Source organism: Thermicanus aegyptius DSM 12793, assembly GCF_000510645.1.
GTDB lineage: Bacteria > Bacillota > Bacilli > Thermicanales > Thermicanaceae > Thermicanus > Thermicanus aegyptius.
In genome coordinates this window covers 1,038,375-1,060,282 of sequence record NZ_KI783301.1, presented here as the reverse complement: position 1 = coordinate 1,060,282, position 21,908 = coordinate 1,038,375, and the positions used below count along the sequence as shown (strand labels likewise).

The 21,908-nt window shown below is 48.3% G+C and carries 20 protein-coding genes and 1 pseudogene; 8 read left to right on the top strand and 13 right to left on the bottom strand.

The window, feature by feature from the left end; all coding sequences use genetic code 11:
• Window positions 1–24: 24 nt before the first annotated feature.
• The 9 genes from THEAE_RS23670 to THEAE_RS0105665 form a co-directional block, all read right to left on the bottom strand.
• Entirely contained in the window at window positions 25–375 is a 351-nt protein-coding gene (locus tag THEAE_RS23670; RefSeq protein ID WP_211233475.1) for a glycoside hydrolase family 9 protein, read from the bottom strand.
• Window positions 323–1,816 (bottom strand): glycoside hydrolase family 9 protein, encoded by a 1,494-nt coding sequence (locus THEAE_RS20065; RefSeq protein WP_051430675.1) that lies wholly within the window; start codon window positions 1,814–1,816, stop codon window positions 323–325. The genes THEAE_RS23670 and THEAE_RS20065 overlap by 53 nt, the downstream gene beginning before the upstream one ends.
• A gap of 72 nt (window positions 1,817–1,888) precedes the next feature.
• Window positions 1,889–3,238: a GH1 family beta-glucosidase gene (locus THEAE_RS0105695; protein ID WP_028986792.1), complete on the bottom strand. Its 1,350-nt coding sequence runs from the start codon at window positions 3,236–3,238 to the stop codon at window positions 1,889–1,891.
• A 77-nt stretch (window positions 3,239–3,315) separates the two neighbouring features.
• Window positions 3,316–4,176 (bottom strand): carbohydrate ABC transporter permease, encoded by an 861-nt coding sequence (locus tag THEAE_RS0105690; RefSeq protein WP_028986791.1) that lies wholly within the window; start codon window positions 4,174–4,176, stop codon window positions 3,316–3,318.
• On the bottom strand, window positions 4,173–5,159 hold the full coding sequence (locus tag THEAE_RS0105685; protein WP_028986790.1) for a carbohydrate ABC transporter permease: 987 nt from the start codon (window positions 5,157–5,159) through the stop codon (window positions 4,173–4,175). The genes THEAE_RS0105690 and THEAE_RS0105685 overlap by 4 nt, the downstream gene beginning before the upstream one ends.
• Window positions 5,160–5,263: 104 nt before the next feature.
• The gene (locus THEAE_RS0105680) at window positions 5,264–6,679 is read right to left on the bottom strand and encodes a sugar ABC transporter substrate-binding protein (RefSeq protein ID WP_028986789.1); all 1,416 of its coding nucleotides are present in this window, start codon (window positions 6,677–6,679) and stop codon (window positions 5,264–5,266) included.
• A gap of 270 nt (window positions 6,680–6,949) precedes the next feature.
• Window positions 6,950–7,969, bottom strand: a complete 1,020-nt coding sequence (locus tag THEAE_RS0105675) for a LacI family DNA-binding transcriptional regulator (protein ID WP_028986788.1) — start codon at window positions 7,967–7,969, stop codon at window positions 6,950–6,952.
• A 191-nt stretch (window positions 7,970–8,160) separates the two neighbouring features.
• Window positions 8,161–8,928 carry an enoyl-CoA hydratase/isomerase family protein gene (locus THEAE_RS0105670; RefSeq protein ID WP_028986787.1) on the bottom strand — a complete coding sequence of 256 codons (768 nt, stop codon included), beginning with the start codon at window positions 8,926–8,928 and terminating at the stop codon, window positions 8,161–8,163.
• Between the two features lie 204 nt (window positions 8,929–9,132).
• Entirely contained in the window at window positions 9,133–9,489 is a 357-nt protein-coding gene (locus THEAE_RS0105665; protein WP_028986786.1) for a Spx/MgsR family RNA polymerase-binding regulatory protein, read from the bottom strand.
• A 263-nt stretch (window positions 9,490–9,752) separates the two neighbouring features.
• Here THEAE_RS0105665 and THEAE_RS0105660 point away from each other — a divergent pair, with 263 nt between their 5' ends.
• Together THEAE_RS0105660 and THEAE_RS0105655 are read left to right on the top strand one after the other, a co-directional pair.
• Complete coding sequence (locus THEAE_RS0105660; RefSeq protein ID WP_028986785.1) at window positions 9,753–10,451, top strand: helix-turn-helix transcriptional regulator; 699 nt, start codon at window positions 9,753–9,755, stop codon at window positions 10,449–10,451.
• Between the two features lie 74 nt (window positions 10,452–10,525).
• A complete protein-coding gene (locus THEAE_RS0105655) occupies window positions 10,526–10,771 on the top strand; it encodes a DUF2626 family protein (RefSeq protein WP_005589140.1) in 246 nt (81 codons plus the stop codon).
• 89 nt (window positions 10,772–10,860) lie between these two features.
• Here THEAE_RS0105655 and THEAE_RS22410 read toward each other — a convergent pair.
• The 3 genes and pseudogenes from THEAE_RS22410 to THEAE_RS0105640 form a co-directional block, all read right to left on the bottom strand.
• Window positions 10,861–11,201 (bottom strand): annotated as a pseudogene (locus THEAE_RS22410) (hypothetical protein).
• Window positions 11,202–11,211: 10 nt separating this feature from the next.
• Window positions 11,212–13,917, bottom strand: a complete 2,706-nt coding sequence (locus THEAE_RS0105645) for a DUF2309 domain-containing protein (RefSeq protein WP_028986784.1) — start codon at window positions 13,915–13,917, stop codon at window positions 11,212–11,214.
• Window position 13,918: 1 nt separating this feature from the next.
• The gene (locus THEAE_RS0105640; RefSeq protein ID WP_028986783.1) at window positions 13,919–15,421 is read right to left on the bottom strand and encodes an NADH dehydrogenase subunit 5; all 1,503 of its coding nucleotides are present in this window, start codon (window positions 15,419–15,421) and stop codon (window positions 13,919–13,921) included.
• A 394-nt stretch (window positions 15,422–15,815) separates the two neighbouring features.
• On the opposite strand from THEAE_RS0105640, the gene THEAE_RS0105635 reads away from it, so the two are divergent.
• A complete protein-coding gene (locus THEAE_RS0105635; RefSeq protein ID WP_028986782.1) occupies window positions 15,816–16,181 on the top strand; it encodes a Na-translocating system protein MpsC family protein in 366 nt (121 codons plus the stop codon).
• 185 nt (window positions 16,182–16,366) lie between these two features.
• Here the strand turns inward: THEAE_RS0105635 and THEAE_RS0105630 are convergent, their stop codons facing one another.
• Complete coding sequence (locus THEAE_RS0105630) at window positions 16,367–16,606, bottom strand: hypothetical protein (RefSeq protein WP_156920555.1); 240 nt, start codon at window positions 16,604–16,606, stop codon at window positions 16,367–16,369.
• 401 nt (window positions 16,607–17,007) lie between these two features.
• Here THEAE_RS0105630 and lgt point away from each other — a divergent pair, with 401 nt between their 5' ends.
• From lgt to THEAE_RS0105605, 5 genes are all read left to right on the top strand, one after another.
• Complete coding sequence (gene lgt, locus THEAE_RS0105625; RefSeq protein WP_005589134.1) at window positions 17,008–17,796, top strand: prolipoprotein diacylglyceryl transferase; 789 nt, start codon at window positions 17,008–17,010, stop codon at window positions 17,794–17,796.
• A 149-nt stretch (window positions 17,797–17,945) separates the two neighbouring features.
• A complete protein-coding gene (locus THEAE_RS0105620; protein ID WP_005589133.1) occupies window positions 17,946–18,332 on the top strand; it encodes a fibronectin type III domain-containing protein in 387 nt (128 codons plus the stop codon).
• 97 nt (window positions 18,333–18,429) lie between these two features.
• Window positions 18,430–19,314, top strand: coding sequence for a ubiquinol oxidase subunit II (locus THEAE_RS20060; protein WP_052329779.1), 885 nt, complete (start codon window positions 18,430–18,432; stop codon window positions 19,312–19,314).
• Between the two features lie 24 nt (window positions 19,315–19,338).
• On the top strand, window positions 19,339–21,300 hold the full coding sequence (locus tag THEAE_RS0105610; RefSeq protein ID WP_005589130.1) for a cbb3-type cytochrome c oxidase subunit I: 1,962 nt from the start codon (window positions 19,339–19,341) through the stop codon (window positions 21,298–21,300).
• Entirely contained in the window at window positions 21,297–21,908 is a 612-nt protein-coding gene (locus tag THEAE_RS0105605; RefSeq protein WP_005589129.1) for a cytochrome (ubi)quinol oxidase subunit III, read from the top strand. Before THEAE_RS0105610 ends, THEAE_RS0105605 begins: the two co-directional genes overlap by 4 nt.

Below are 21,908 nucleotides of genomic sequence, written 5' to 3'. Positions count from 1 at the left end.
ATGAAGGCTTCAACTTTTCATGGGTTATCGAGCAAAGAAGGATAATAAAAAGACGAGCGGAGCATTGTAGTCAATGGCGTATTCGTTACTTGAATAAGAAGCCTGGACATCCAAATAGCTTTTGGCCGGCGGCGTCGTCGACTTGATGGCGTCGATTTCAGGATCTCCTCCCTGTTTATTGGGGCCGCCGACAACAAGTCCCGGGATCATCACCCCTGTGCTTGCCTGAATGCGGTCGTGAGGATGTTTAGGAAATCGTGTACCCGCCCCGGTAACATAACTATACCCTGTGGCGCTTCTTCCCAGTACGTTGTGCAATTGGTCAAGCGCAGCCTCGACATAGGCCCGATTCGGTTGAATTCGATTGGCGAGCAACAATAGGTTTCCTTTCCAATAACGTTTTGGCCGAAGCCCACACATATTCGTCCTCCGTTAAGGAATTCCGATAACCGTCCGACTGGATCTGCTGCAAAATTTGAGCCGCCTCACGTAGGAAACTTTTTTTTACCGCATCCTTTAATGCCGCATTTCCTGTTTCGCCGGTAAGATAAGCCCATTGGCCCAAAGCCAGCGCATTATTCCAACTGACGGGAGCCGTTTTTTCTGCCAATAAATCCTTAAACTGTTTCTCAATCAATTGTTCATAATGTGGATCTTTCGTTGTTTTGAACAGCTCTGCCGCCGCCCAGAAACGCTCTTCCTGATCGGAGTATTTGTCGTACGGTCCGGAGCCATCATTTTGCCCCGGATCATTGCGAAAATATCCTTCCGGATGGGATTCCAAATATTCCTGCGCCTTCTTGGCATTCTCAAGCAGCCGCGCTGCAATTTCCCGGTCAAAAGGCCGATAGATTCTAGCCGCCAAAGCCATTGCTCCTGCATATTGAGCGGTGCCGAAATGGGATAAGCCATATACGTACCGCTTCTGTTTATCTTCTTCGGGCAGGATGAATCCAGGCCACTGTTTCCCGCCAACTTTATGATATACGGCACCGTCCGGCCTTTGCATCTTTTCCATCCATTCGAGCTCATACTTCACTTCTACCAGCAAGTCCGGCATATCCGTCTTCCGGTCCGCCATGGAGAGCCCTTCCGGAAATTGCATCTGCCCCTTGCTGAAATGATCAGGATTCAGTTCATAGGCTAAAAGAAGCTGTCCTACGGTGACGGAGGCCGATGGCATATACTTGCCGAAATCTCCGGCATCATACCAACCGCCGGAAACGTCGATAAGATCCCCTTCTTTGTGAAACGGATCGGAAAAATACATCACGGCTTGAGCGTCTTGAGAATGTCCGGCTTTGTGGCGAAGACCGGTTACCGGATCGTTCATCTCGGCATTGGAGCGCTGTAAAGTATAGGAACGAAGCACATTGAAAAAGAGGTTGTCGTACACATGGGCCGAGATTTGAAAAGGATAAGATCTTCCAACCCCCTCCACTTCCACATAATAGGTTCCGTCGCTTCGCAAAGAGCTAAAATCTGCAAAACGAACGGTATCCCCGGAATAGAGATCCTGAATCGCAGCGCTTAAAGTTCCGCTAAAAACGATCTCATCCGTCTCTTCTCGTTTAACTACAAAAGAGCCTACCCCTTCTCGATCCACTACAATGGCAATTTTCGGGTATTCCGGCAAATACCCGGTTTGATCGACCTTGACGAAATCACCTATAGAGGATATCGAAGCTTCCTGGTTCAATCTTTTTTCACCTGTCCTATTTTCTGGACTTACATATGGATGACGGTTTATGATCATCGCCAATACTCCTGTCACCAATATGATCGAGGTTGTTATCCATAGTAATTTACGGCTCACAACCCCATCCTCCTTATCGTTAATCTTATGACCCTTCTATATCGGGAGGATCATCTTTTTGATCTTCATCAATCATTCATAAACCCCGTCAATCGATCGCTTCCGGTTCGCCAAAAAGGAGGCGAACCATTTGCCGCTTTTTTTCAACGTCCGTTCTTGGGTCCGAAAATCTACGTATACAATTCCAAACCGTTTCGAGTAGCCATAAGCCCATTCAAAATTGTCCATCAAAGACCAGACATAATACCCTTTCAGGGGGACGCCCTCGCGGATCGCCCTTTCCGCCGCCTCGAAATGAGCTTTCAGATAATCCACTCTGTCCCAATCCTCCACCTCCCCATCCTTAAGCTCATCGGGATAGGCCGCTCCATTCTCCGTGATGTAGAGATCGATCGGTTTATATTCTCGTTTGATCCGCGTCAGTAAATCATATAAGCCCTCGGGATAGACCTCCCATCCCATATCTGTCGTGGGCAGGACCGGCTTCTGATGACCCACTCCGAGGATCGGATCCGGGTCTTCCGCAGTCAGAACGCTTCGGCTGTAATAATTGATCCCCAAAAAGTCGATGGGAACGGAAATCGTCTCAAGGTCTCCATCGAAGATGAAGTCTAGGGGTTGATACCGGGAGTAGAGTTCCACCATATCCTGCGGATATTCCCCTTTTAACACCGGATCAAGGAACCACCGATTGAAATAACCGTCCCAAATTCGCGCAGCCTTTTGATCCTCTTCGTCATCGGTAGCCGGATATGCGGCCGAAAGGTTTAAGGTGATGCCGATTCTCCCATTCTTCCCGCTTTCGCGAAAGGCTTGAACGGCAAGACCGTGAGACAGGAGAAGATGGTGGGATGCTTGAACCGCCGCATAATGATCTTGAATTCCGGGGGCATGTTCTCCCTTACCATATCCTAAAAAGGAAGCACACCACGGTTCATTATGGGTTGTCCACATGGTCACCAAATCCCCCAGATGACGGAAAACAGTGGCCGCATATTCCTGAAAACGATATGCCGTATCCCGATTGACCCATCCTCCTTTATCCTGCAGCTTTTGCGGAAGATCCCAATGGTAGAGGGTAACCAGAGGCTGAATGCCATTCTGTAGTAATTTCTCAATCAGTCGTTTATAAAAATCAAGACCTTTCCCGTTCAGTTCACCTTCACCGGTGGGAAAAAGCCGCGGCCATGCGATGGAGAAACGATAACTATCCACTCCGATCTGTTTTAAAAGCGCAATATCTTCCTCATACCGATGATAATGATCACATGCCACATCTCCATTTTCCATCCCCATCACCTTCCCGGGCGTGTGGGAAAATCGGTCCCAAATTGATTCCCCTCTTCCATCTTCACGGGTCGCTCCTTCTATTTGATAGGAAGATGTAGCAACTCCCCAAACAAAATCCTGCGGAAAATTCATCTTTAAGCCATCTCCTTTATGTTCATTTCCTTGTTTACATGCAATCGAACCATGATGAACGTTGGTATATGGAAATCTTATCCTTTTACGGCTCCGGCAGTCATTCCGCGGATGAAATAACGTTGCGTGGCAAAGAAAGCGATCATCACGGGGATCGTGGTTACCGTTGCCGCCGCCATCAACAAGTCAAAGCGATTCTGATATTGCCCCACATAAAGGCGGATCCCTACCGGAATGGTCTGTACATCCGGCGTGGTTGTCAAGACCCAGGCAAAGAGAAGCTCATCCCAAGCCGCCAGGAAGGCAAATGTAGCTGTCGCAATCACCCCAGGGAGACTAAGCGGCATGATGACACGAACGAAGGCCATAAATGGGGAACATCCGTCGATCCGTGCCGCATCCTCCAATTCACGGGGAATACTGACGAAGAAACTGCGCATAATCCAGATGCTCATGGGCGTGTAGAAGGCGGTATAGATGATGACCATCCCCCAGAAGGTATTGATCATCGGGATTCCGAACCATTCATTCACCTTTAGATAAAGAAGGTAGATGGGAAGTAAGAACATCATTCCCGGAATCATCTGTGTTGCGGTGATCCCCATGCTGAAGATCCCACTGCCTCTAAAACGGAACCGAGCCAATGCATATCCGGCAAACATGGCAAAAAGAGTGGCAAAGACCGTTGCCAGCCCGCTGATGATTAAACTGTTTTTAAAATACCCGAAAAAATTAATCGTTTGCCAAAGTTCCACGTAATTTTGAAACTGCGGGATAAACGTAAACATCCGGGTATCGCCGCGAACCACCTCATCATTTGTTTTTAACGAAGTGATGATCATCCAATAGATGGGGAAGATCATGAGCAAGACGATGACCCAAGTAATCGTATTCAAGATGATGTTCCGACTCGATCCTCTTCTTCCTCTTCCTGTCATTCCGTCATCATCTCCTCACGGAACACTCGATACCAGATTCCGACAAAAATCAACATCACGGTCATCAACAAAAATGAAGCGGCGGATCCGACCCCAAACAGCCAATAGGAGAAGGTTTGCCGGGTAAGAAGCGTCATCAGAAGATCTCCCCATTCCCCCGGATATCCGGCCCCATTTCCAAACATCATGGCCACGATGTTATATGAGTAGACATTATTAATGATTTGGAACATCAATTGCACCACGATAATGGGTTTAAGGATAGGAAGTGTGATCATCCAAAAACGTTGCCATGGGGAGGCACCGTCAATCGCCGCCGCTTCATACATCTCTTCCGGTATCGTTTGCAGTCCGGCTAAGAAAATAATCATCAGAAACGGCCAACTTCTCCAAATCGTCGGGATGATAATGGCCCATAACGTATTAGGCCCCATCAGCCAAAAAGGTTTATCTGCCGTAAGGTGAAGTACATCAACCAATAGATGGTTTATAATCCCATTATCTTTCTGCCACATAAACCCCCACAAAATCCCCACCACATAAGAGGGGACGATCCAAGGCAAAAGCATCGCCGTTCTGGCAATTCCCCGCCCCGGGAAATCCCTGTTGAGCAAGAGGGCGACCAACATTCCGATCACCATCACGCTTACCGTCACCACGACGGCATAAATGGCCGTGTTCCGAATCGCATAGGCGAGCCCGGCACGGACCGGATTTTTAGGATCAAAAAGCAGAACGGCATAGTTCCTCAATCCGACAAAAGGTGCACTTAAAAATTTATTCAGCGTAAATTGGCTTAAATTTAAAAAGCTCATCCATATTCCTTGAATCATAGGAATAAAATGGATTAATAACATAAAGATAGTTGCCGGCAGAATTAACAGATATGGAAAACTACGATTTTCCCACCAATTTCGTAAGGTTAATGGTAAAGGAGGCCTGGACTGAACACCTGGCGTGATTTTCCTTTCAGGCATACTCATTTGAATTCCTCCTAATGGGAGAGGTCTAGGATTTCGGCTAGACCTCTCCCTATGATCCATCAAACTGGCTTTAGGTTGATCCACTCATCGCGGAGAAAGTTCCCCTATTGATGCAAAAGGGCATCGATTTCTTGCTTCGCTGCATCCATCTCGGCCTGAATCGATTCACGATTGTATGGCTTTCCGCCTACACCCGCCACGATATCCCACATAATTCCAAAATGCTTCACCAATACATTTTCAATGGGGCCCCATTGTGGAATAGAGGGGTAACTCCGACTGGTTTGAGCCGCCTGTACGAATTGGGCCATGTTGGGATCGCTCGTAATATCCGGACTATTCATGACCTCCTTCACGGCAGGGAGTTGTCCCGATGCCTGGGCGTACGCCAATTGTGCATCCTTACCGGATAAATACTTCACTACCGCCCATGCCTCGGCAAAATGCTTCGTATTTTTAAAGATGGTAAGATCACTTCCGCCAAAGAAGGTGAAGACTCCGTTTGGACCGGCAGGAAGCGGATGAACCGCCGATCGGCTCGCTGCGATCGATTCTTTCTGTCCACCTTGATCCTTCGGTGTGGTAAACTGCTTTAGGATCCATGGTCCGCTGATCATCACCGCGTAATCCCCGTTGGCATAATTGGCTTCCACCTGTGAAGTATTCTGTTCAAGCGTCGTTTTTGAGACGAGACCTTCCGCCGCTAAACCGGTATAGAACATAATGCCGTCCAAAGCTTCTTTAGAATTGATGATCGCTTCCGTATTATCCTCGTTTAAGACGTTGCCTCCGGCCGCCCAGATCCAGGGGAAGATGTTATGAGCCACGTTCCAGTCGTTTTTCCCCGGGAATCCGAATGCAGAAATTTTTTTCCCTTCAATCTCCATCCCATTTACTTTTTTCAAGGCTTCTTTAAAGGAATTCCAATCTTTGAATACATCTGTTGCATTTAATCCGGCTTTTTCAAAAACATCTGTCCGATAATAAAGCGCGCGTGCGTCGACGAACCAAGGCGCCGCGTATATGGTATTATCCCCTGCGATATGGGTGGTGTTCCATGTAGCAGGATAGTAACTTTCCGCGCCACCCAGTTCATTCATCTGGTCAGTGAGCGGCGCCAGAGCTCCCATGGCGGCAATCGCGGGAACCCAGGTCGTTCCCAGTTGTAAAATATCCGGCCCTTGACCGCTCGTCGCAGCCGTGGTGATCTTCGACCAGGCAGAACCCCAATCGAGGACCGTCACTTTCACCTGAATATTAGGGTTTTGATCAAGGAAAGGTTTTAAGACGGCCAAGAAGTCCTTATCGGGTTGAGGACTGTTCGGCATAATCCAGGCTTCAAGCGTAACAGGTTCCTTCTGCTGCTGCGTGCCGGATGAACCCTGATTCTCCTGCGATCCTTGACCCATCCCGGGGGAACTTGAATTCGTCCCGTTACCGGATGAGCATCCGGCAAGCGCAGCAAATGCGATCAGGACCAACGTCATAAGAACTGCAATCCCTTTTTTTCTCCCTATCATCCTTATACCTCCTGTTCATGTCAGACGTAACTCGATTTTTCCCCATGCCACATCCTTTGACCCCTATCCACCTGTACCATTTTCTACATCTTCACCCGTAGGCACATCACCACCTTTCAATTTAAAACGCTTTCATCGTTACCCATCCAAGGAAAAGGACCACCTCCCGCAACGATTCTTTCTATGAAGATCAGAATCTATGGGATTGGTAAGAACGAAAACGCTTTAGATCGTACGTAAACGAGAAGGAGCGTGAAAAGACCGCCGTTTTTATGGTTTTGCCGGAGGGGCACAGGATTCACGAATCATCAGCTGTGTCTTAATCGTAAGGATGGAAGGGACCGTATCTTTTTCCTCAATCAGATTTAACAAAGCTTCCGCAGCCTTTATCCCTAAAAGATCCTTTTGTTGGTGAACCGTCGTCAAGGGAGGGGAGATGTATTGACTAAAAGAGATGTTGTCAAATCCGACCACCGACAGATCCTCGGGTATGCGAAGCCCCGCTTCTTTGGCCGCTTTGATCGCCCCGATCGCCATCAAATCACCCGCTGCAAAGACCGCGGTTGGAGGCTCATGTAATGAAAGCAATTTTTTCATCGCTTTTTCTCCGCCTTCCACCGTATAATTTCCATCCACAATGTAATCGCTGCGATAAACCAATCCCAACTTCTCAATCGCTCGCTGATAACCAATATATCTTTGTTGACCGGCGAGTGTTTCCAAGATGCCGGATATGTGCGCAATTTTCCGATGTCCCAGTGAATAGAGATATTCCATGGCCTGGAAAGCTCCCTCGATATTATCTGAAGTAATGTATCCCACATGTTTGCCCACCAGATCTAAATCGACGGAGACGCAGGGAATTTCACTCTGGACCAGTTCGGATAAAAACGGATCATTGCGGCTAAGGCCTAAAATGATCACTCCATCGACATTGCGATGCTCTGAATGGTCCACATAGCTGATTTCCTTTTCTCCCAGCTGATTCGCAAAAAAGAGCAGGTCGTATCCCTTTTTCCCCACCTCTTTTTTAAAGCTTTCGATCACTTCAATAAAAAAAGGATGCAACAAACCGGAGTTCACATGATCTTGAAAGAAAACGCCGATCATCCAAGAGCGCTTCATCGATAGACTTCTCGCAGCAGAATTGGGACGATATCCCATTTCTTCGGCTAACTTCTGAATCTTCCTCCTTGTTTTTTCGCTGATGTCGGTATAACCGTTCAACGCTTTAGAAACGGTTGTGATCGAGTACCCGGATCGCTTGGCAATGTCGTAGATCGTAATCATGGCAATTCCTCTTGTTCGAAAGCGTTTTAGTTATCTGGTTCTATCATATAAAACGTTTTCAATTTTGTAAAGTCCTATTTCGGTGAAAAACAATGAAATTTCATGTCCTAAATCAATTTCTCCAAACCTGTAATTCTCTTAACCTGTAACCACGTTTACCCACCGGGCGGGCGGTGACTCCATGCACCCGATCAGCTCTCTTTCTTCTTTGAGAGGAAGGCTTCCACTTTCTTATGATGCTCCGGGCTCATCCAAAGTTTCGCGCACTCTTTGACCTCCTTTTCGATTTCTTCCTTCCATTTTTTTCTCCCCTCAATCCGGTTTTTCATCCTTTTGTAGGAGAGAAGAACCTCCGGAGCAGGAAGAATCTCTTTGACCCAGTTTTCCACCCGCTCCCGAAATTCCTCCTTCGGAAAAAGAGCATGGAGATATCCCCAATTGTGCCACTCCTTGGCTGAATAGATCTTCCCGGAAAGAAGGAGGGGAAAAGCCCTGTCTGCGCCGAAAAGATGCATGAGGCGAGTCCCCCCTCCCCATCCGGTGGTCAGGTGCAGGTTCCGTTGAATAAAACCGATGCGAGCATCTTCCGAGGCTGCCCGAAGATCAAAGGCGGTTGTGATCTCCGCTCCCCCGCCCAGAGCGAGCCCATTGATCGCGGCCACCGTCAGTTTTGGAGAAGCGGAGATCTCTTCAAGCAGGCGAGCCATTCGGGAGAGCATATCGATCACTTCCTTTTCATCCGAAAAAGAATGAAATTCCCGCACATCTCCGCCGGAAGCAAAAGCTTTCTCTCCGCTGCCCGTGAGGAGAATGGCATGAATCTTCTCTTCTCCATTCCCAAAACGGATCAGATCTTCCAATTCATCCATTACTTGAAAATTAATCGCATGGTATACGTCCGGACGGTTTAATATAAGCCAGAGAAGGTTCCCCCTTTGCTCCATCATAACGGTTGCCATCTTTATCCCCCTTTATCATCCCGATCAATGAACCGCAATCCTTCCTCCTCTCTATATTCTCCATTCCCTCTTTCTTTCCTTTCACCATTTTCTTCAACAGGATCAGAGCGTATAAAAAAACCTACTCCCCTCAGGGAATAGGTTGATCTTCTCTCCCGTACGGCTTTCTTGCGTATCGAAAACCGTAAAGGGAGTTCTTCTCCGTCAGGCGAGAAGAGTTTCCAACGCTTCTTTATTATAGCCTACAATCAGATGATCGCCGTACGTAATGATGGGACGCCGAAGAAGGCGGGGCTCCTCATTGATCAGGTCGAACAATTGAGTTAACGTCAGTTCATCCAGATTTATATCCAATGATTTAAACGTATGGCTCCTTTTGCTGAGCAGTTCATCCGTCCCCATGGTGGTCATTTCAAACATGCTTTTTAACTCTTTGGGAGTGGGGGGATTTTTAAAGAGATGTCGCTCAATATATGGAACTCCGTTTTTCTTGAGCCATTCCTTTGTCTTCCTGCAAGAGGTACAACTGGGATACGTGTAGAAGATCACTGGACGATCCATCATTCCTCACCTCTACGAAAAAAATGTTCGCCAAACGTCCACAATAACGAGGGGACTTCCCCCCCATTCCTACTGCTTAAGTGGTAAAATAAAAAACGTGCGAAAAAAGAAATTCATATGTCTGTCTTAGATGTTTAATATAAGTATATTCCTAAACAAATTACTATGTCAATAGTGTTTAAATTAGATCTTTAAAAAAGTCGAATTTTCGTATATACTATATATAACTTCAGTATGTGGATATGCCGGAAAGGAGCTTCACCGTGGAAGATCAAACACTGAAAATAACCGGAGTATTATCGGATCCGACCCGCTATTCCATTTACCAATACCTGCTCACCAAGAAAGAAGGGGTAACCGTCTTGGAGATCGCCGATAAATTTGAGATCCATCCCAATGTTGCCCGCCTTCATCTTTCTAAATTGGAAGACGTGGAATTGGTCCATTCCAAAGCGGAAAAGACAGGAAAAGGGGGGCGGCCCGGACGTCTCTATATCCCCTCCGATAAGGTGGTTAGCATCAGTTTTCCTCCTCGGGATTTCCAAACCCTTTCCGATGTCGCCTTACAAAGCCTGGCATCCCTTGGCAAGGAAGGGGAAGAGGCATTTACCAAGACCGGACGCAAGACAGGATATGAGCAGGCGATGGAATATATTGAGCGGACGGGAATTAATCCCTCTAAGATGTCCCTGGATGAACTGGTTCCCCATATTTTAAAATTAACAGGAGGGCAGGGCCTTCATCCGGAAATCGAGAAGATTGATGAATACACTCTCCGCTTTCGTGTATCCACCTGCACGTTTAAGGAATCAACCGATAAGTTTAGCAGCGTATGCAAAATGCATCATATGATGCTCACAGGAATCTTTGAGGCCTTCTTCGGTCGCGTTGACTTGATTGAGGAGGATAAGATGGCCTACGGTGCTCCCACCTGTGAATATATCATGGTTCAATTGCCATAAATGAAACCATGTTGTATAATTTTGAAGAGATGATGTGAATTCTATGAATGGAATCGTGTAAAGGGGGGACATTGATGGCACGGATGTTTCGGGTACTTGCCTACTTTTCCTTGGTCGTAGCCCTTATGGCCACATGGGGAAATCTGACGGCGATGGCATTAATCTTTTACGGTCAAACCGCCCTCTTCGCCGCCCTATCTTATCTTGGGCTTACGGAAAAAACTTACTTATTAATCTTTAATTCCTACATGGTTCTTTTCTTTGTCGGGTTTATGTACTACATTTTCTTCCAGGTACCGCTTACAGGTCCTCAAGGTTAATAAAGAAAGAGAAGACCACAAAGAAAGGGGTTGACTCTAAAGATCGTAAAAAGACGATCTGTTCGAGCCAGCCCTTTTATTTTTGTTCATTACCTGTCCCGGGGGAAATCGTTGCGGACGAAAGACCAGCTCAACATCGTCGGCGGTTCAATCAACATCCCTTTTACCTTTTTTTATCAGGGATTGGGCATATACGGTTTCGGCGACGGTCATCGGCTGGATGAATTCGACATCGCCGTAAATGATCAGCGGTTTGACGTACCAATACATCCATCCCGATTTTCTCCTGCAGTCGGATCCAGGTCGCAATCTGTTCCTTACTAAATGCCTCGTACTGTTCGCCGCTCCATTCGCCCTTTCTCCACTTCAGCCTGGCCTGCCCTACTTCCTGCGTTTGCGGAAAACTACCGATCCAATGAAAAATAGACATCAAAGCCTTTCTATATGGCAAGAATGTGATTCCAAGATGGACACCCGGAAGACGCTTCCCATCTTTCCCATTTTCCGTTCGACGGGTCAATGGACACAAGGCGCAGCCACCCGTTGTTCACTTTTCTTCGGAAATGAAGATTCTCTTCCAGCAGGCGCGCAATATATTGCCGTGGAGCTTCAACGACCACGAGCAGGCGCAGCGGGGAATGGAACCATTCCCGGTCGCTCGCCATGACCGATTGCCACGGCAATCCGGCAAGCAAATCGCTCCCGTTGCCCTGCATCACGCCGATTCCCGCCGTGACGACCTGTGTGGCCTTGTTGCCGCTCCCGTAAACATGCGGAGCGACAGTCGACGCATAATATTGCAAGTTGATCCACTGGGCGACGGTCACGGGACCGGCCACGATATTCGCCAGGGAAGTTCCGTCCGGATCTTTCCGCCAATCGTAACTATGCAAAAAAACCCTTCCCTCCAAATCACAATGCGCGGTCAGCTGGCGCCTTCCGATCACAAACGCGTAATTTCCCGCCAAACCCCATTCCGGACGAATTTCGCTCCAGTCTTCCGCGCGCCGGTACGCCTCGGCAATCGGTTCGCGTCCTGTTCCGCCTGCACCCGGCAATTTAGACAATTGCTCTAAATTCGCCTTGCGGGTCACGACTCGAAGCCTGTCCCGAAGCATAGCGAAAGCGTCCAGGGCTGCCGTGGAAAGTTCCGGAACATAGATCCAGCGCAACTCGTTGACCGTAGTAACATGTTCAGCTGCGATAAAAACGGTATCTTTCGGAATGACAATACCTTTTCCAACCAGAGCCCTTCGCACTTCTTCCTGGTTGCAAAGTTCCGCGAAGACGCGGGCGTTCAATCCCCCGGCCGCCCCGCCGCATGCGCCGCAATCCAAAGCCGATGCGTACGGGTTGTTCGTTGTTGCGCTTTCGTGACCGCAAACCACCACAAGGGGCGAAAACGAGGACTTCAGTCCCATGCTATTCAACAATTGGCTCACATAGTTCACTTTTTCATCCAACGAGAAACCCACCGGCAAGTTTGTATCACCGCAAGAACCGTCATGATTCAGGGTGAGATTTGTCTCCGCTTTCTTGGCGAACCGTTTCCGCCATCGATGGATGGCGCCGATGACACGCTCAGGAGCCGCATTTCTAGCCAGCAGGTACAATCCCAACCACGGTCCGCTCATTTCCGGCAACAATAGGCTGGTGACAAGTCCCTTTTTCATTTTTTGAAACACATGGGCAACGGAAAGCCTGGCGGATTCCCTCCGGAGATATTTTAGGTTTTCAGCGGGAGAAAGCTTTTCCCATACTTCATGGCGGGGGTCCACAATCGCCGGACAGGCAGCGTGAACGTGCCCGTCCGGCAGGCGCGTCCGGATGGGAAGGCCAAAAAATCCCGCACATCCGAACGTTTCAAATGGCCCTTCTCGTTCCAAATGCCGGCGAAACGGTTCGGAACGGACGTCGATGCAGAAGATGAGCTGCACAGCCGCCTTTTGTACATTGCCAGGTTTCGGCGGCGACGATAGGTTTCTCCATAACTTTTCTTCTTGCGTATCCTCCCAGGCTTCCAGCCAAAGTCTGGGGCGTACCGCCCGGCCGAATCGGCATGCGAAAGCCAGCCGCAAGCGTCGCTCTTCCGGCGGCAGCCCGAGCCACTGTTCGGGCGTCCATCCACCCCAATGCATCCATGCCGCCAGCCAAGGCAAGAGGGCCGTATCCTCTTCGCCTTCTTCCGCCTCCGCCAAGGGGAGTCGGGGGGCAATCAGCGTCCATTCCAACGAGAGACGAATCGCCAAATATTCCGTTAGCAAACGATGTCCTTGTCCGGATTTCCGCGACCGCCAAAGCAGCATCCCCGCCCAGCCCGGCAGCGCAATCAGATGCTCCTCCAGATAGCGTTCCATGTCCGTCCGTGGAACCCTCAGGTTCAATAGCGCCTGCTTCAACGCGTCTTCCGCATTTTCCGGCACCTGTTTCAACCGCTCGCGTTGCGCCCGGCTCAGGGATGGGTCATGACGCGCCAGTTTCCGCCAGGCGTTGAAAAATCCCTGCTCCCGAAACGGCATTCCCCACATGGCTTGCGATTCATCCAAAAACAGCTTGCACCATTTGATCATGTGGCGATCCAGCGCCCGCGCCCAGCGGTCTTCCCCTTGCGCTTCCAGGATCGCGCTTTTCGTTCTGACCCACCGAATGTGAAAGCGATCCGGTTGCGTACTACCGTCTTTCATCCGGGCGGCCAAATGTTTCATCTTCAACGAATTCACGAGTTCGTGGGGGACTTCTTCGTGCCATAACAGGCCGTGGCACAAACGTTCCGCTTCTTCCTTGGGAATGACAGGGGGCTTCTCATTCAGCCACTTCCGGAGTCTTTCCTCCAAATAGGCCGGATTTAATTCTCCTCTCCGCAGCGCTTCGCGAAACATCGCCATCGAGGGATACAGGTTAAGATTCCGGGATCTCCGAAAACGGTCGGCCACTTCCTCAAACGTCAGGTGCTCCAACCCCGCCCAAGGATGACTTGCGACAAACGCACTGAGAGGCCACAGCGGCGCGATGACCTGGATCGCCTTTCCAACCAGATCATCCACCGGCAGGTGATCTGCAGAATCCCCTATATGACTTCCATTATTCTCTGCAAGATGATTCACATCATCGACAACCTGTTCAGGCAACAAAGCGGATCGATTCATTTCATTTTCCCTCCCCTCGCATGTATGCTCCAAGATAGCGCGGATGGCTTTCCACCGCCCAATCACGCGCTTCTCCGAGATGGACCAGCCACATATACAGTTTCGCCCATAAATCCGTTGAACAGCGGGAAGTAAAACATATGCCCGCTACCCCCCCGAAAGCGAACAGCAAAACGATTCCGGATTCGGTGCCCGTCGCTGAACCGACAGCGGGTAACGTTTCGCCCAAAGATGCGGCCAGCGCGTCATGGAACGCCATCGCGGACAGTCCAAGTCCCGACAAGATGAGAAACCCCACCCAGCGCCCGCTGTGAAAAACGGCCATCTGCCACCAGGCAAACGCCAGCGACCAGCCCAGCATGAGCGCTCGCAACATTCTGAGGGGCTCGTGGGGAGCCGCCAGCCAAAATCCGACACCCAACACCATCCCACCCAGCATTCCGTTGAGGAGCCACATTTTCGACGGGGGATAGAGCGACAGGAGCGCCGGTTTGGATCGGGACACAACGGATCCGGAACGCAAAAACAGGGCGGCCTTGAACAAACCGTGAAAGATCAAATGCAAGACCGCCAGCAAATAGGCTCCCAAGGCACATTGGATAAACATCATGCCCATTTGCGCCATCGTAGACGCGACGAGCTGCCGTTTGTAGTCCGGTTGAACGAGGAAAATTCCCGTTCCGACAAACACCGACACAATGGCCGGAAACAACAGCAGCGTTTGGGGAATACCGCCATCCATGATCGGCGAAAATTTGGCCAACAATATTCCTCCCGCATTCACCAGACCCGCATGCATCGCGGCCGAAACGGGAGTCGGTATCACCGAGGACGCAAGCAACCATCGCTGAAACGGCCACTGGCCCGCCGGAATGATCGCGGCAAGTACAAGCAACATGCCGATCCCCGTCGCGTTTCCCCATCCGACCCGGGTGAGCGATTCCTCCGACAATGTGAGCGATATTCGCCAATATCCGGTAGCCAACCAGAGCCATACGGCGGCCAGTGAAAGGGAAATCCAGCTTGCGGCAAACATCTTGGCCATGAGCCGGGAAACGTTCCTGGCCGGCTCCCATTCTTTTTTGAGCGCCGCCAACCGTATCAATCCGAACAAAGGGAGTCCCCACAACAACACGAGCAGTCGCAAGTCGTCGCTGAACCAGGTTATGGAAGCCGCCCCCACCGTGACCGTCAGAAGCGAAAAATAGGAACGATAGGAACGGTCTCCGTGCATATACCGAATACAAAACCGCTGAATGGTCCAACCGAGCAACAAAACATAAAACGAGATCAACCATGCAAGCCTGTCGGAGCGCCAAAGCCCCAACTCCTGAGCCTGATCGACGCTGATCAATCCGGCAAATGCCGCGGCGGCCGGCAAAGCCAGTAACAGGACGTGCCAGCGAACGTACCGGTCGGAGACGCGGGGACGGAGCAGGAAGCCTGCGCTGATCAACGTTACGGTCAATCCGGCGAATAAGGTAATAAGCATCGCAACGTTCAAGACGCCCCCCTCCCAACAAAAAGACCGACCATACCATCTTTACGGAACACCCCGGTTGAAAGCAGGGTCCGGTGCAGAAGGTATAGTCGGTCTATTCTCAACAAATCCAATGCGGACTTTTTGAAAATCTCCCTTGTTCCCACATGCCAGGTGGGCTTACCCTGAACATATCCGGTTGAAAAATGGAAGTTCAAATGGTCTGCCCGATATGTTGAAACAATGGTATTTCGATTTCAAGATTATAACGCACTTCGATTTGAATTGCAAACATCTTCCGGCTTTTCACTCTCTTGACATTCATAAACCAAGGTATATAATATGAGGGCGTTAGGATGGCTTCTACTGTCCACGCACTATTTTATCTTCATGAGGTTTTACTATGCAAATGTCAGAAATGCAACGGTCAAAAGGGGAACTGGAAGACAAAATCAGCAAAGCCCTTACCCAATGGGAAAAAGAATACTTAGGCCGCGGTTCCGTTTCAGTAAAGACGGATATTGTGCGAAATATGGTCATTGTTTTGCTCAAGGGGGTTTTAACCCCTGCCGAACGTAACCTGGCTCAAACGCTCGAAGGGATGCTCTCTATTAAAAAAATCCGGACCGACCTCGTGGAATCAGGCAGCGACCAACTGAAGGAGCTCCTCGCAAACTTGACAGGCTCGAATGTGACCAGTTTCTACACGGATGTCAGTACCCGAACCGGAGAACGTGTGATGGTGTTCATCATGTCGGACAATCTTGAAGAACAATATCGGTAGATCTTTAAACGGCCATTCGGTCAGTTGAAGGTGAACCGGGAAATTTCGAACATTTTGAATCGTTCTTCACGATTCTAAATGTCGCGACGTTTCCCGTTTTTTTTATCTCAATAATTTTTTTATCTCAATAAAAGGAAGTGAGAAAAAATGACAAACAATAAAGAAGCTATGACGCTCGACAATCGCTATGCAGATGGCAAGACCCAGCCCGCTTCCCTGTCGGTTTCTTCCCGGACCGGATACGCTTTCTCAGCACGGGACAATGCCTTGTGAAAGCGGGCTCTGTTGGCCACCGTTTTATTATATCTTGATTCAACTCCGGTTTGCCGCAGACAAATTGAGCAAGCTTCACCAGGGCCCGCGCAGGAGCGCTTGACATTTCCGACAATCCGCTGAATATAAGCATGATTTTGGCTTCGTCCCATCCAAGCAAATCCGGACAGGAAAACGTGTATTCGGCAAAGATATGTTGAATGGCTCCATTGAACAGCATGTGCCATTCCGTACTTTCTTTGAGCAATTGATATACATCCTTAAAGTGCCCATCAACCGTTCGTCTGAAAGATCCTTCAAATGCACGGTATAAAGTTGCTTGCTGCGATGGTTAAACAATGGCTTCCAATCCACATGCCATTGATCGATAAATTGTCCGGCTTTATCCTCACGTACGGCCTGCACCGAACCCTCAATGCGCGATTTCAGCTGAGGAACGAATACGGGTCCAATTAATTCGATAAATTTTCATTGACTTCAATACACTACAACATGTAGTATATAGACAATCCATAGATTATTGCAGATTATTAGAGAGGAGTGCTCACACGGAATGATCGGATTTGAACTATTCAATATTTTCGGGTTGTCTATTTCCACACACGGGGCTGGAATTGCTCTTGCGGCTTTGCTTGCCATCTTGCTAACCCGGCGGCAGGCCAAACTTCGCGGGGTCGATCCCGACATTGTCTATGATTTTGCCACTTATGCCCTCATTGCCGGGGTAATTGGCGCTCGAATATGGTATGTGATGTTTTCATGGAAAAACTACGCCGGCGACCCGCTGAGTATACTGCGAATTTGGGAAGGCGGGGTAGCACTGCAAGGGGGGCTTCTTGGAGGAATTATAGCAGGCGTCTGGTTTACAAAAAAACGTAAGATTCCGGTATGGTCCTTTGCCGATATGATCGCGCCAGGACTTATCCTGGCGATGGCGGTGGGACGAATCGGGGATTTCATGGCAGGAGACGATTTTGGCATTGTATGGGAGCGATTCGGCGTGGTTTATAAGCCAGGTACCATGGCCTACGAAAACAATGGACCTGTTCCGCTATTTCCGACTGCTCTGTTTGAGGCTGCCGCGGATTTGATCATCATGGGCGCCGTACTCTCGCTTCGCAAACGAAACTTAATTGACGGATTCCGCTTTTTATTCATGTTGGCAACGTATTCCGTCGCCCGGTTCTTTCTGGAATTTACGCGGGGCGACAGCTTGTATACGTTCTTTAACCTTCGCACCGCTCAGGTCACAAGTGTTCTCACCATCCTTATCGCTGTAAGTCTCATGATCTATAGAAAGAAAAGCGTCCATCGCAATGACCGATTAAAAGGGGAAGTGTAAATGGCAAAGGCTGCTCTGCACATAGCATCATCGGCAACCTATTACGGAAGTGGCAATCTCCTTTACTAAATACACTACAAAGTGTAGTATAAAAATAGGAAAGGCGCCGTTTTAGACCAAAAACTGAACTTCAAAGAAAGGTGATGAAATTGAAGAAAATTTTGTTTATTTCTTCGCTTATTGTTGTCATGATCGCGGCCGCGGCCTATACCTGGTCGAAAAAGGCGACGCAATTTTCATCTACCGTCGACAACCTCGATTTGCAAGGGATCGAAATTTCGTCTGAGGACGGGAAAACAGTGATTAACTTTACCACCGATGAACCCGGCTTCTGCCAAGTCTTAATCGGCACCGAGAGAGGAAAATACGATCGGGTTGCGGTAGAAAGCATGCCGGTCGGAGCTCATCGGAAACACTACAATGTGATTGACGGATTAAAACCCAATACACAATATATGTACCGCATCAATTTTAGCACCGCGGACGGGAAATTGTTTCAAAGCACGGAAAGCAGCTTTCAAACTGAAAAAATATGATGAACAACCAAAAAAATGCACAAGCTGGGAAGACGGATGGTCTGAAACATAAACAATTTGTTACTCCAATTGACCGAAGAGGGAGGAGTCCAATGCAATGCAACCGTTGAAGCGAATAACAATAGTATCACTGCTTGTTGCGTTGATTAGTGTTATATCGGGCTGCGGCCAGCAATACACAGTCTTAAATCCAAAAGGACCTGTAGGAGAAATCCAGTTCAATTTAATAGTGATTTCTGCTATCTTGTTGGCTGTTGTGATTATCCCGGTTTTAATTTTTTTCGCGTATATCGTTTTTCGTTATCGGGACAAGCCGGGAAATAAAGCGTCATACATGCCGGAATGGGATGACAATAAAGTCCTTGAAACCGTATGGTGGGCTATTCCCATCATTGTGATTGGGGCGTTGGCGGTTTTCACAGTTCGGGATACTTTTGTCCTTGCTGAACAGCCGTCAAAAGGGGTTAAGCCTATAACCATACAAGTGACGTCGCTTGATTGGAAGTGGCTGTTTCTATATCCGGAACAGGGCATTGCAACTGTGAATTACGTAGTAATTCCTACCGTCACACCCGTAAGGTTTGAATTGACAACGGATGCTCCGATTAACTCATTTTGGGTACCGCAATTAGGGGGACAGAAATATACGCTGCCTGGAAAAGCGTTGAACCTTTGGCTGGAAGCGAAAGAAGAGGGATCCTATTTTGGAACGGCCAATAATTTTTCAGGTAAAGGTTTTACGGAAATGAAATTTCAAGTCATCGCCAAGCCCAATCCGAAGTTTTCAGATTGGGTGGAACAGGTGAAAGGATCCGCGCCGGAATTAACCCGCAAGGGTTATGAAGAACTCAGCAAACCGGGACTTGTTGAAAAACAGGATTACGCTTCCTTCCCGCCGGATCTGTTTGACTATATCATCGATAAAAACGGCGGCCAGTATTATAAAGAAAACCGGAAAAATGAAGTAGAGAAAGCTCAATAGGTCCAAAGGAAAGAGGAGACGACAGTGTTGGAAAATGTAAAAAAATTCGCATCCGAATTTTTTGTAACTGGTAACACATTGATTTATGCTGCGGACATATCCATTGTTTTGACAAGCCTGTCAATCGTTTTTGCCCTTACCTATTTTAAAAAATGGGGCTGGTTATGGCGGGAATGGTTGACCACGGTTGATCATAAAAAAATAGGAATCATGTACTTGATCTCATCTTTGCTAATGCTGTTCCGCGGTGGAGTTGACGCGCTCTTGATGAGGACGCAGCTTGCTTTTCCCAACATGGAGTTTCTCAATTCCGAGCACTATAACCAAATTTTCACGACACACGGCACCATTATGATTCTTTTCATGGCGATGCCGTTAATGTTTGCTTTGTTCAATTTGGTTGTGCCGCTTCAACTTGGAGCCAGGGATGTCGCTTATCCGTTTTTAAATGCGGTAAGTTTCTGGCTTTTCTTTTTCGGGGCAATGCTTTTCAACTTGTCGTTTGTGGTCGGAGGCTCTCCTGATGCGGGCTGGCTCAGTTATCCGCCTTTATCCGAGAATACATTTAGTCCGGGGCCCGGGCAAAATTTCTATATTTGGGGCATTCAGATTTCCGGAATCGGAAGCCTGGCAACCGGAATCAACTTTCTGGTAACCATATTAAAAATGCGGGCGCCGGGCATGTCATTGATGAAGATGCCGTTGTTTTCATGGTCTGTCCTTTCCAGCTGTATCGCCATCATCTTTGCTTTTCCGGTTTTAACGGTTACGCTGGGTCTGTTGTTTGTTGACCGATTCTTTGGCGCCCATTTCTTTACCCTGGACGGCGGGGGCAATCCTATGTTCTATATCAACCTGATCTGGATGTGGGGGCATCCCGAAGTATATATCGTCGTCCTTCCGGCATTCGGTATTTTTTCCGAAGTTGTAAGCACTTTTGCCAGAAAGAAAATATTTGGCTATAAGTCGATGGTTTTTGCATTGGTAAGTATAAGTCTCCTTTCATTCTTCACTTGGGTGCATCACTTTTTTACCATGGCGAGCAATACGGTCGATGCCTTCTTTGCCGTTACGACAATGGCGGTGGCGATCCCGACAGGGGTCAAGGTCTTCAATTGGTTGTTTACAATGTTCAGGGGCCGCATTCAGATGAAGACGCCGATGTTGTGGATGACGGGCTTTATACCCACCTTCCTGGTCGGAGGTGCAACGGGTGTCATGCTCGCGGTGGCTCCTGCAAACTTTCAATATCACAACAATTATTTTCTTATCGCCCATTTTCACCAAGTATTAATTGGCGGTGTCACGTTCGGATTTTTCGCGGGAATGTATTATTGGTGGCCGAAAGTATTCGGTTTTATGTTGAACGAATATTTAGGGAAATGGGCGTTTTGGCTGTGGAATATCGGCTTCTACGTTACATTTATGCCGCAATATGCGTTAGGGTTAATGGGAATGCCGCGCCGTTCCTATACTTATGGATGGGATATGGGCTGGTGGCCTTTAAATTTTGTCTCTACCATCGGCGCCTTCCTGATGGGAGCCGGATTTGTGTTTCAGGTATGGCAAATTGTTTACAGCATTATACATCGTCAAAGAGACTTGACGGGAGACCCTTGGGATGGACGCACATTGGAGTGGTCGATTCCATCGCCTCCACCCGTTTACAATTTTGCCGTTATCCCTCAAGTGGAGAAACAAGATGACTGGTGGTACAAAAAGCAGAATGGATCCCACAGAAACAAAGCGGTAAAATACAAACCGATTCACATGCCAAAGGATTCCGGTATACCGTTTATCACGGGATTCTTCTGGTTTGTGGCAGGATTCGGATTTACTTTTGAGTGGGTCTGGATCGGTTTGAGCGGTTTGATTGGCGTGGCTGTTTCTTTGTTCACCCGCTATTTGCAAAAGGATACGGATTATTATATTCCTGCAGAACAAGTGGAAGCGACGGAATCAGCGATTGGAGGTGCAAGATCTTGACGTCTGTATTGTCACATCAAAAGGATCATGAACATGAAGAGCACGGCCATGACGAAAGCTCGTTAAAAATTTTTGGATTTTGGATTTTTATGATTACGGATTTAATTCTTTTCGCTACTCTGTTCGCTGCCTATGTTGTATTAAGAACGCGGTATAACGGCGGGCCGACGGGGGAGGAGCTTTTTTCGGTACCCATTTTTACAACATCGACAATCATCCTGTTAACCAGCAGTTTTACGAGCGGTTTGGCGGTATTGGGATTGAAAAACGGAAAAGTCAATAACGCGGTTGGCTGGCTAATCATCACGGTTCTTTTAGGGATGGCGTTTGTCGTTTTGGAAATCACGGAGTTCGCCAGCATGGTCGATGAAGGGGCGTCCATTTCAACAAGCGCTTTTCTTTCCGCCTTTTATGTATTAGTGGGCACACATGGTCTTCACGTATCGGTCGGTATTGTATGGATGATTGGAGCGATTATCCAACTCATGCGTGATGGAATCAGCGAGGTGACGACCCGTAAAGTGAATGTGGTCAGTTTATACTGGCACTTCCTTGATGTTGTATGGATTTTTATCTTTTCCGTCGTCTATTTAATGGGGGTGATGTAA

What these genes read in the sequence shown, in the direction of transcription:
- THEAE_RS0105670 (WP_028986787.1), bottom strand. Translation starts at nt 8,928, where the DNA reads ATGGCAACCGTTATGATGGAGCAAAGGGGGAACCTTCTCTGGCTTATA.
- THEAE_RS0105685 (WP_028986790.1), bottom strand. Translation starts at nt 5,159, where the DNA reads ATGAGTATGCCTGAAAGGAAAATCACGCCAGGTGTTCAGTCCAGGCCT.
- THEAE_RS0105680 (WP_028986789.1), bottom strand. Translation starts at nt 6,679, where the DNA reads ATGATAGGGAGAAAAAAAGGGATTGCAGTTCTTATGACGTTGGTCCTG.
- THEAE_RS0105695 (WP_028986792.1), bottom strand. Translation starts at nt 3,238, where the DNA reads ATGAATTTTCCGCAGGATTTTGTTTGGGGAGTTGCTACATCTTCCTAT.
- THEAE_RS0105635 (WP_028986782.1), top strand. Translation starts at nt 15,816, where the DNA reads ATGCAACGGTCAAAAGGGGAACTGGAAGACAAAATCAGCAAAGCCCTT.
- THEAE_RS0105655 (WP_005589140.1), top strand. Translation starts at nt 10,526, where the DNA reads ATGGCACGGATGTTTCGGGTACTTGCCTACTTTTCCTTGGTCGTAGCC.
- THEAE_RS0105630 (WP_156920555.1), bottom strand. Translation starts at nt 16,606, where the DNA reads ATGGGACGAAGCCAAAATCATGCTTATATTCAGCGGATTGTCGGAAAT.
- THEAE_RS20060 (WP_052329779.1), top strand. Translation starts at nt 18,430, where the DNA reads ATGCAACCGTTGAAGCGAATAACAATAGTATCACTGCTTGTTGCGTTG.
- THEAE_RS0105645 (WP_028986784.1), bottom strand. Translation starts at nt 13,917, where the DNA reads ATGAATCGATCCGCTTTGTTGCCTGAACAGGTTGTCGATGATGTGAAT.
- THEAE_RS0105675 (WP_028986788.1), bottom strand. Translation starts at nt 7,969, where the DNA reads ATGATTACGATCTACGACATTGCCAAGCGATCCGGGTACTCGATCACA.
- THEAE_RS0105690 (WP_028986791.1), bottom strand. Translation starts at nt 4,176, where the DNA reads ATGACAGGAAGAGGAAGAAGAGGATCGAGTCGGAACATCATCTTGAAT.
- THEAE_RS0105665 (WP_028986786.1), bottom strand. Translation starts at nt 9,489, where the DNA reads ATGGATCGTCCAGTGATCTTCTACACGTATCCCAGTTGTACCTCTTGC.
- lgt (WP_005589134.1), top strand. Translation starts at nt 17,008, where the DNA reads ATGATCGGATTTGAACTATTCAATATTTTCGGGTTGTCTATTTCCACA.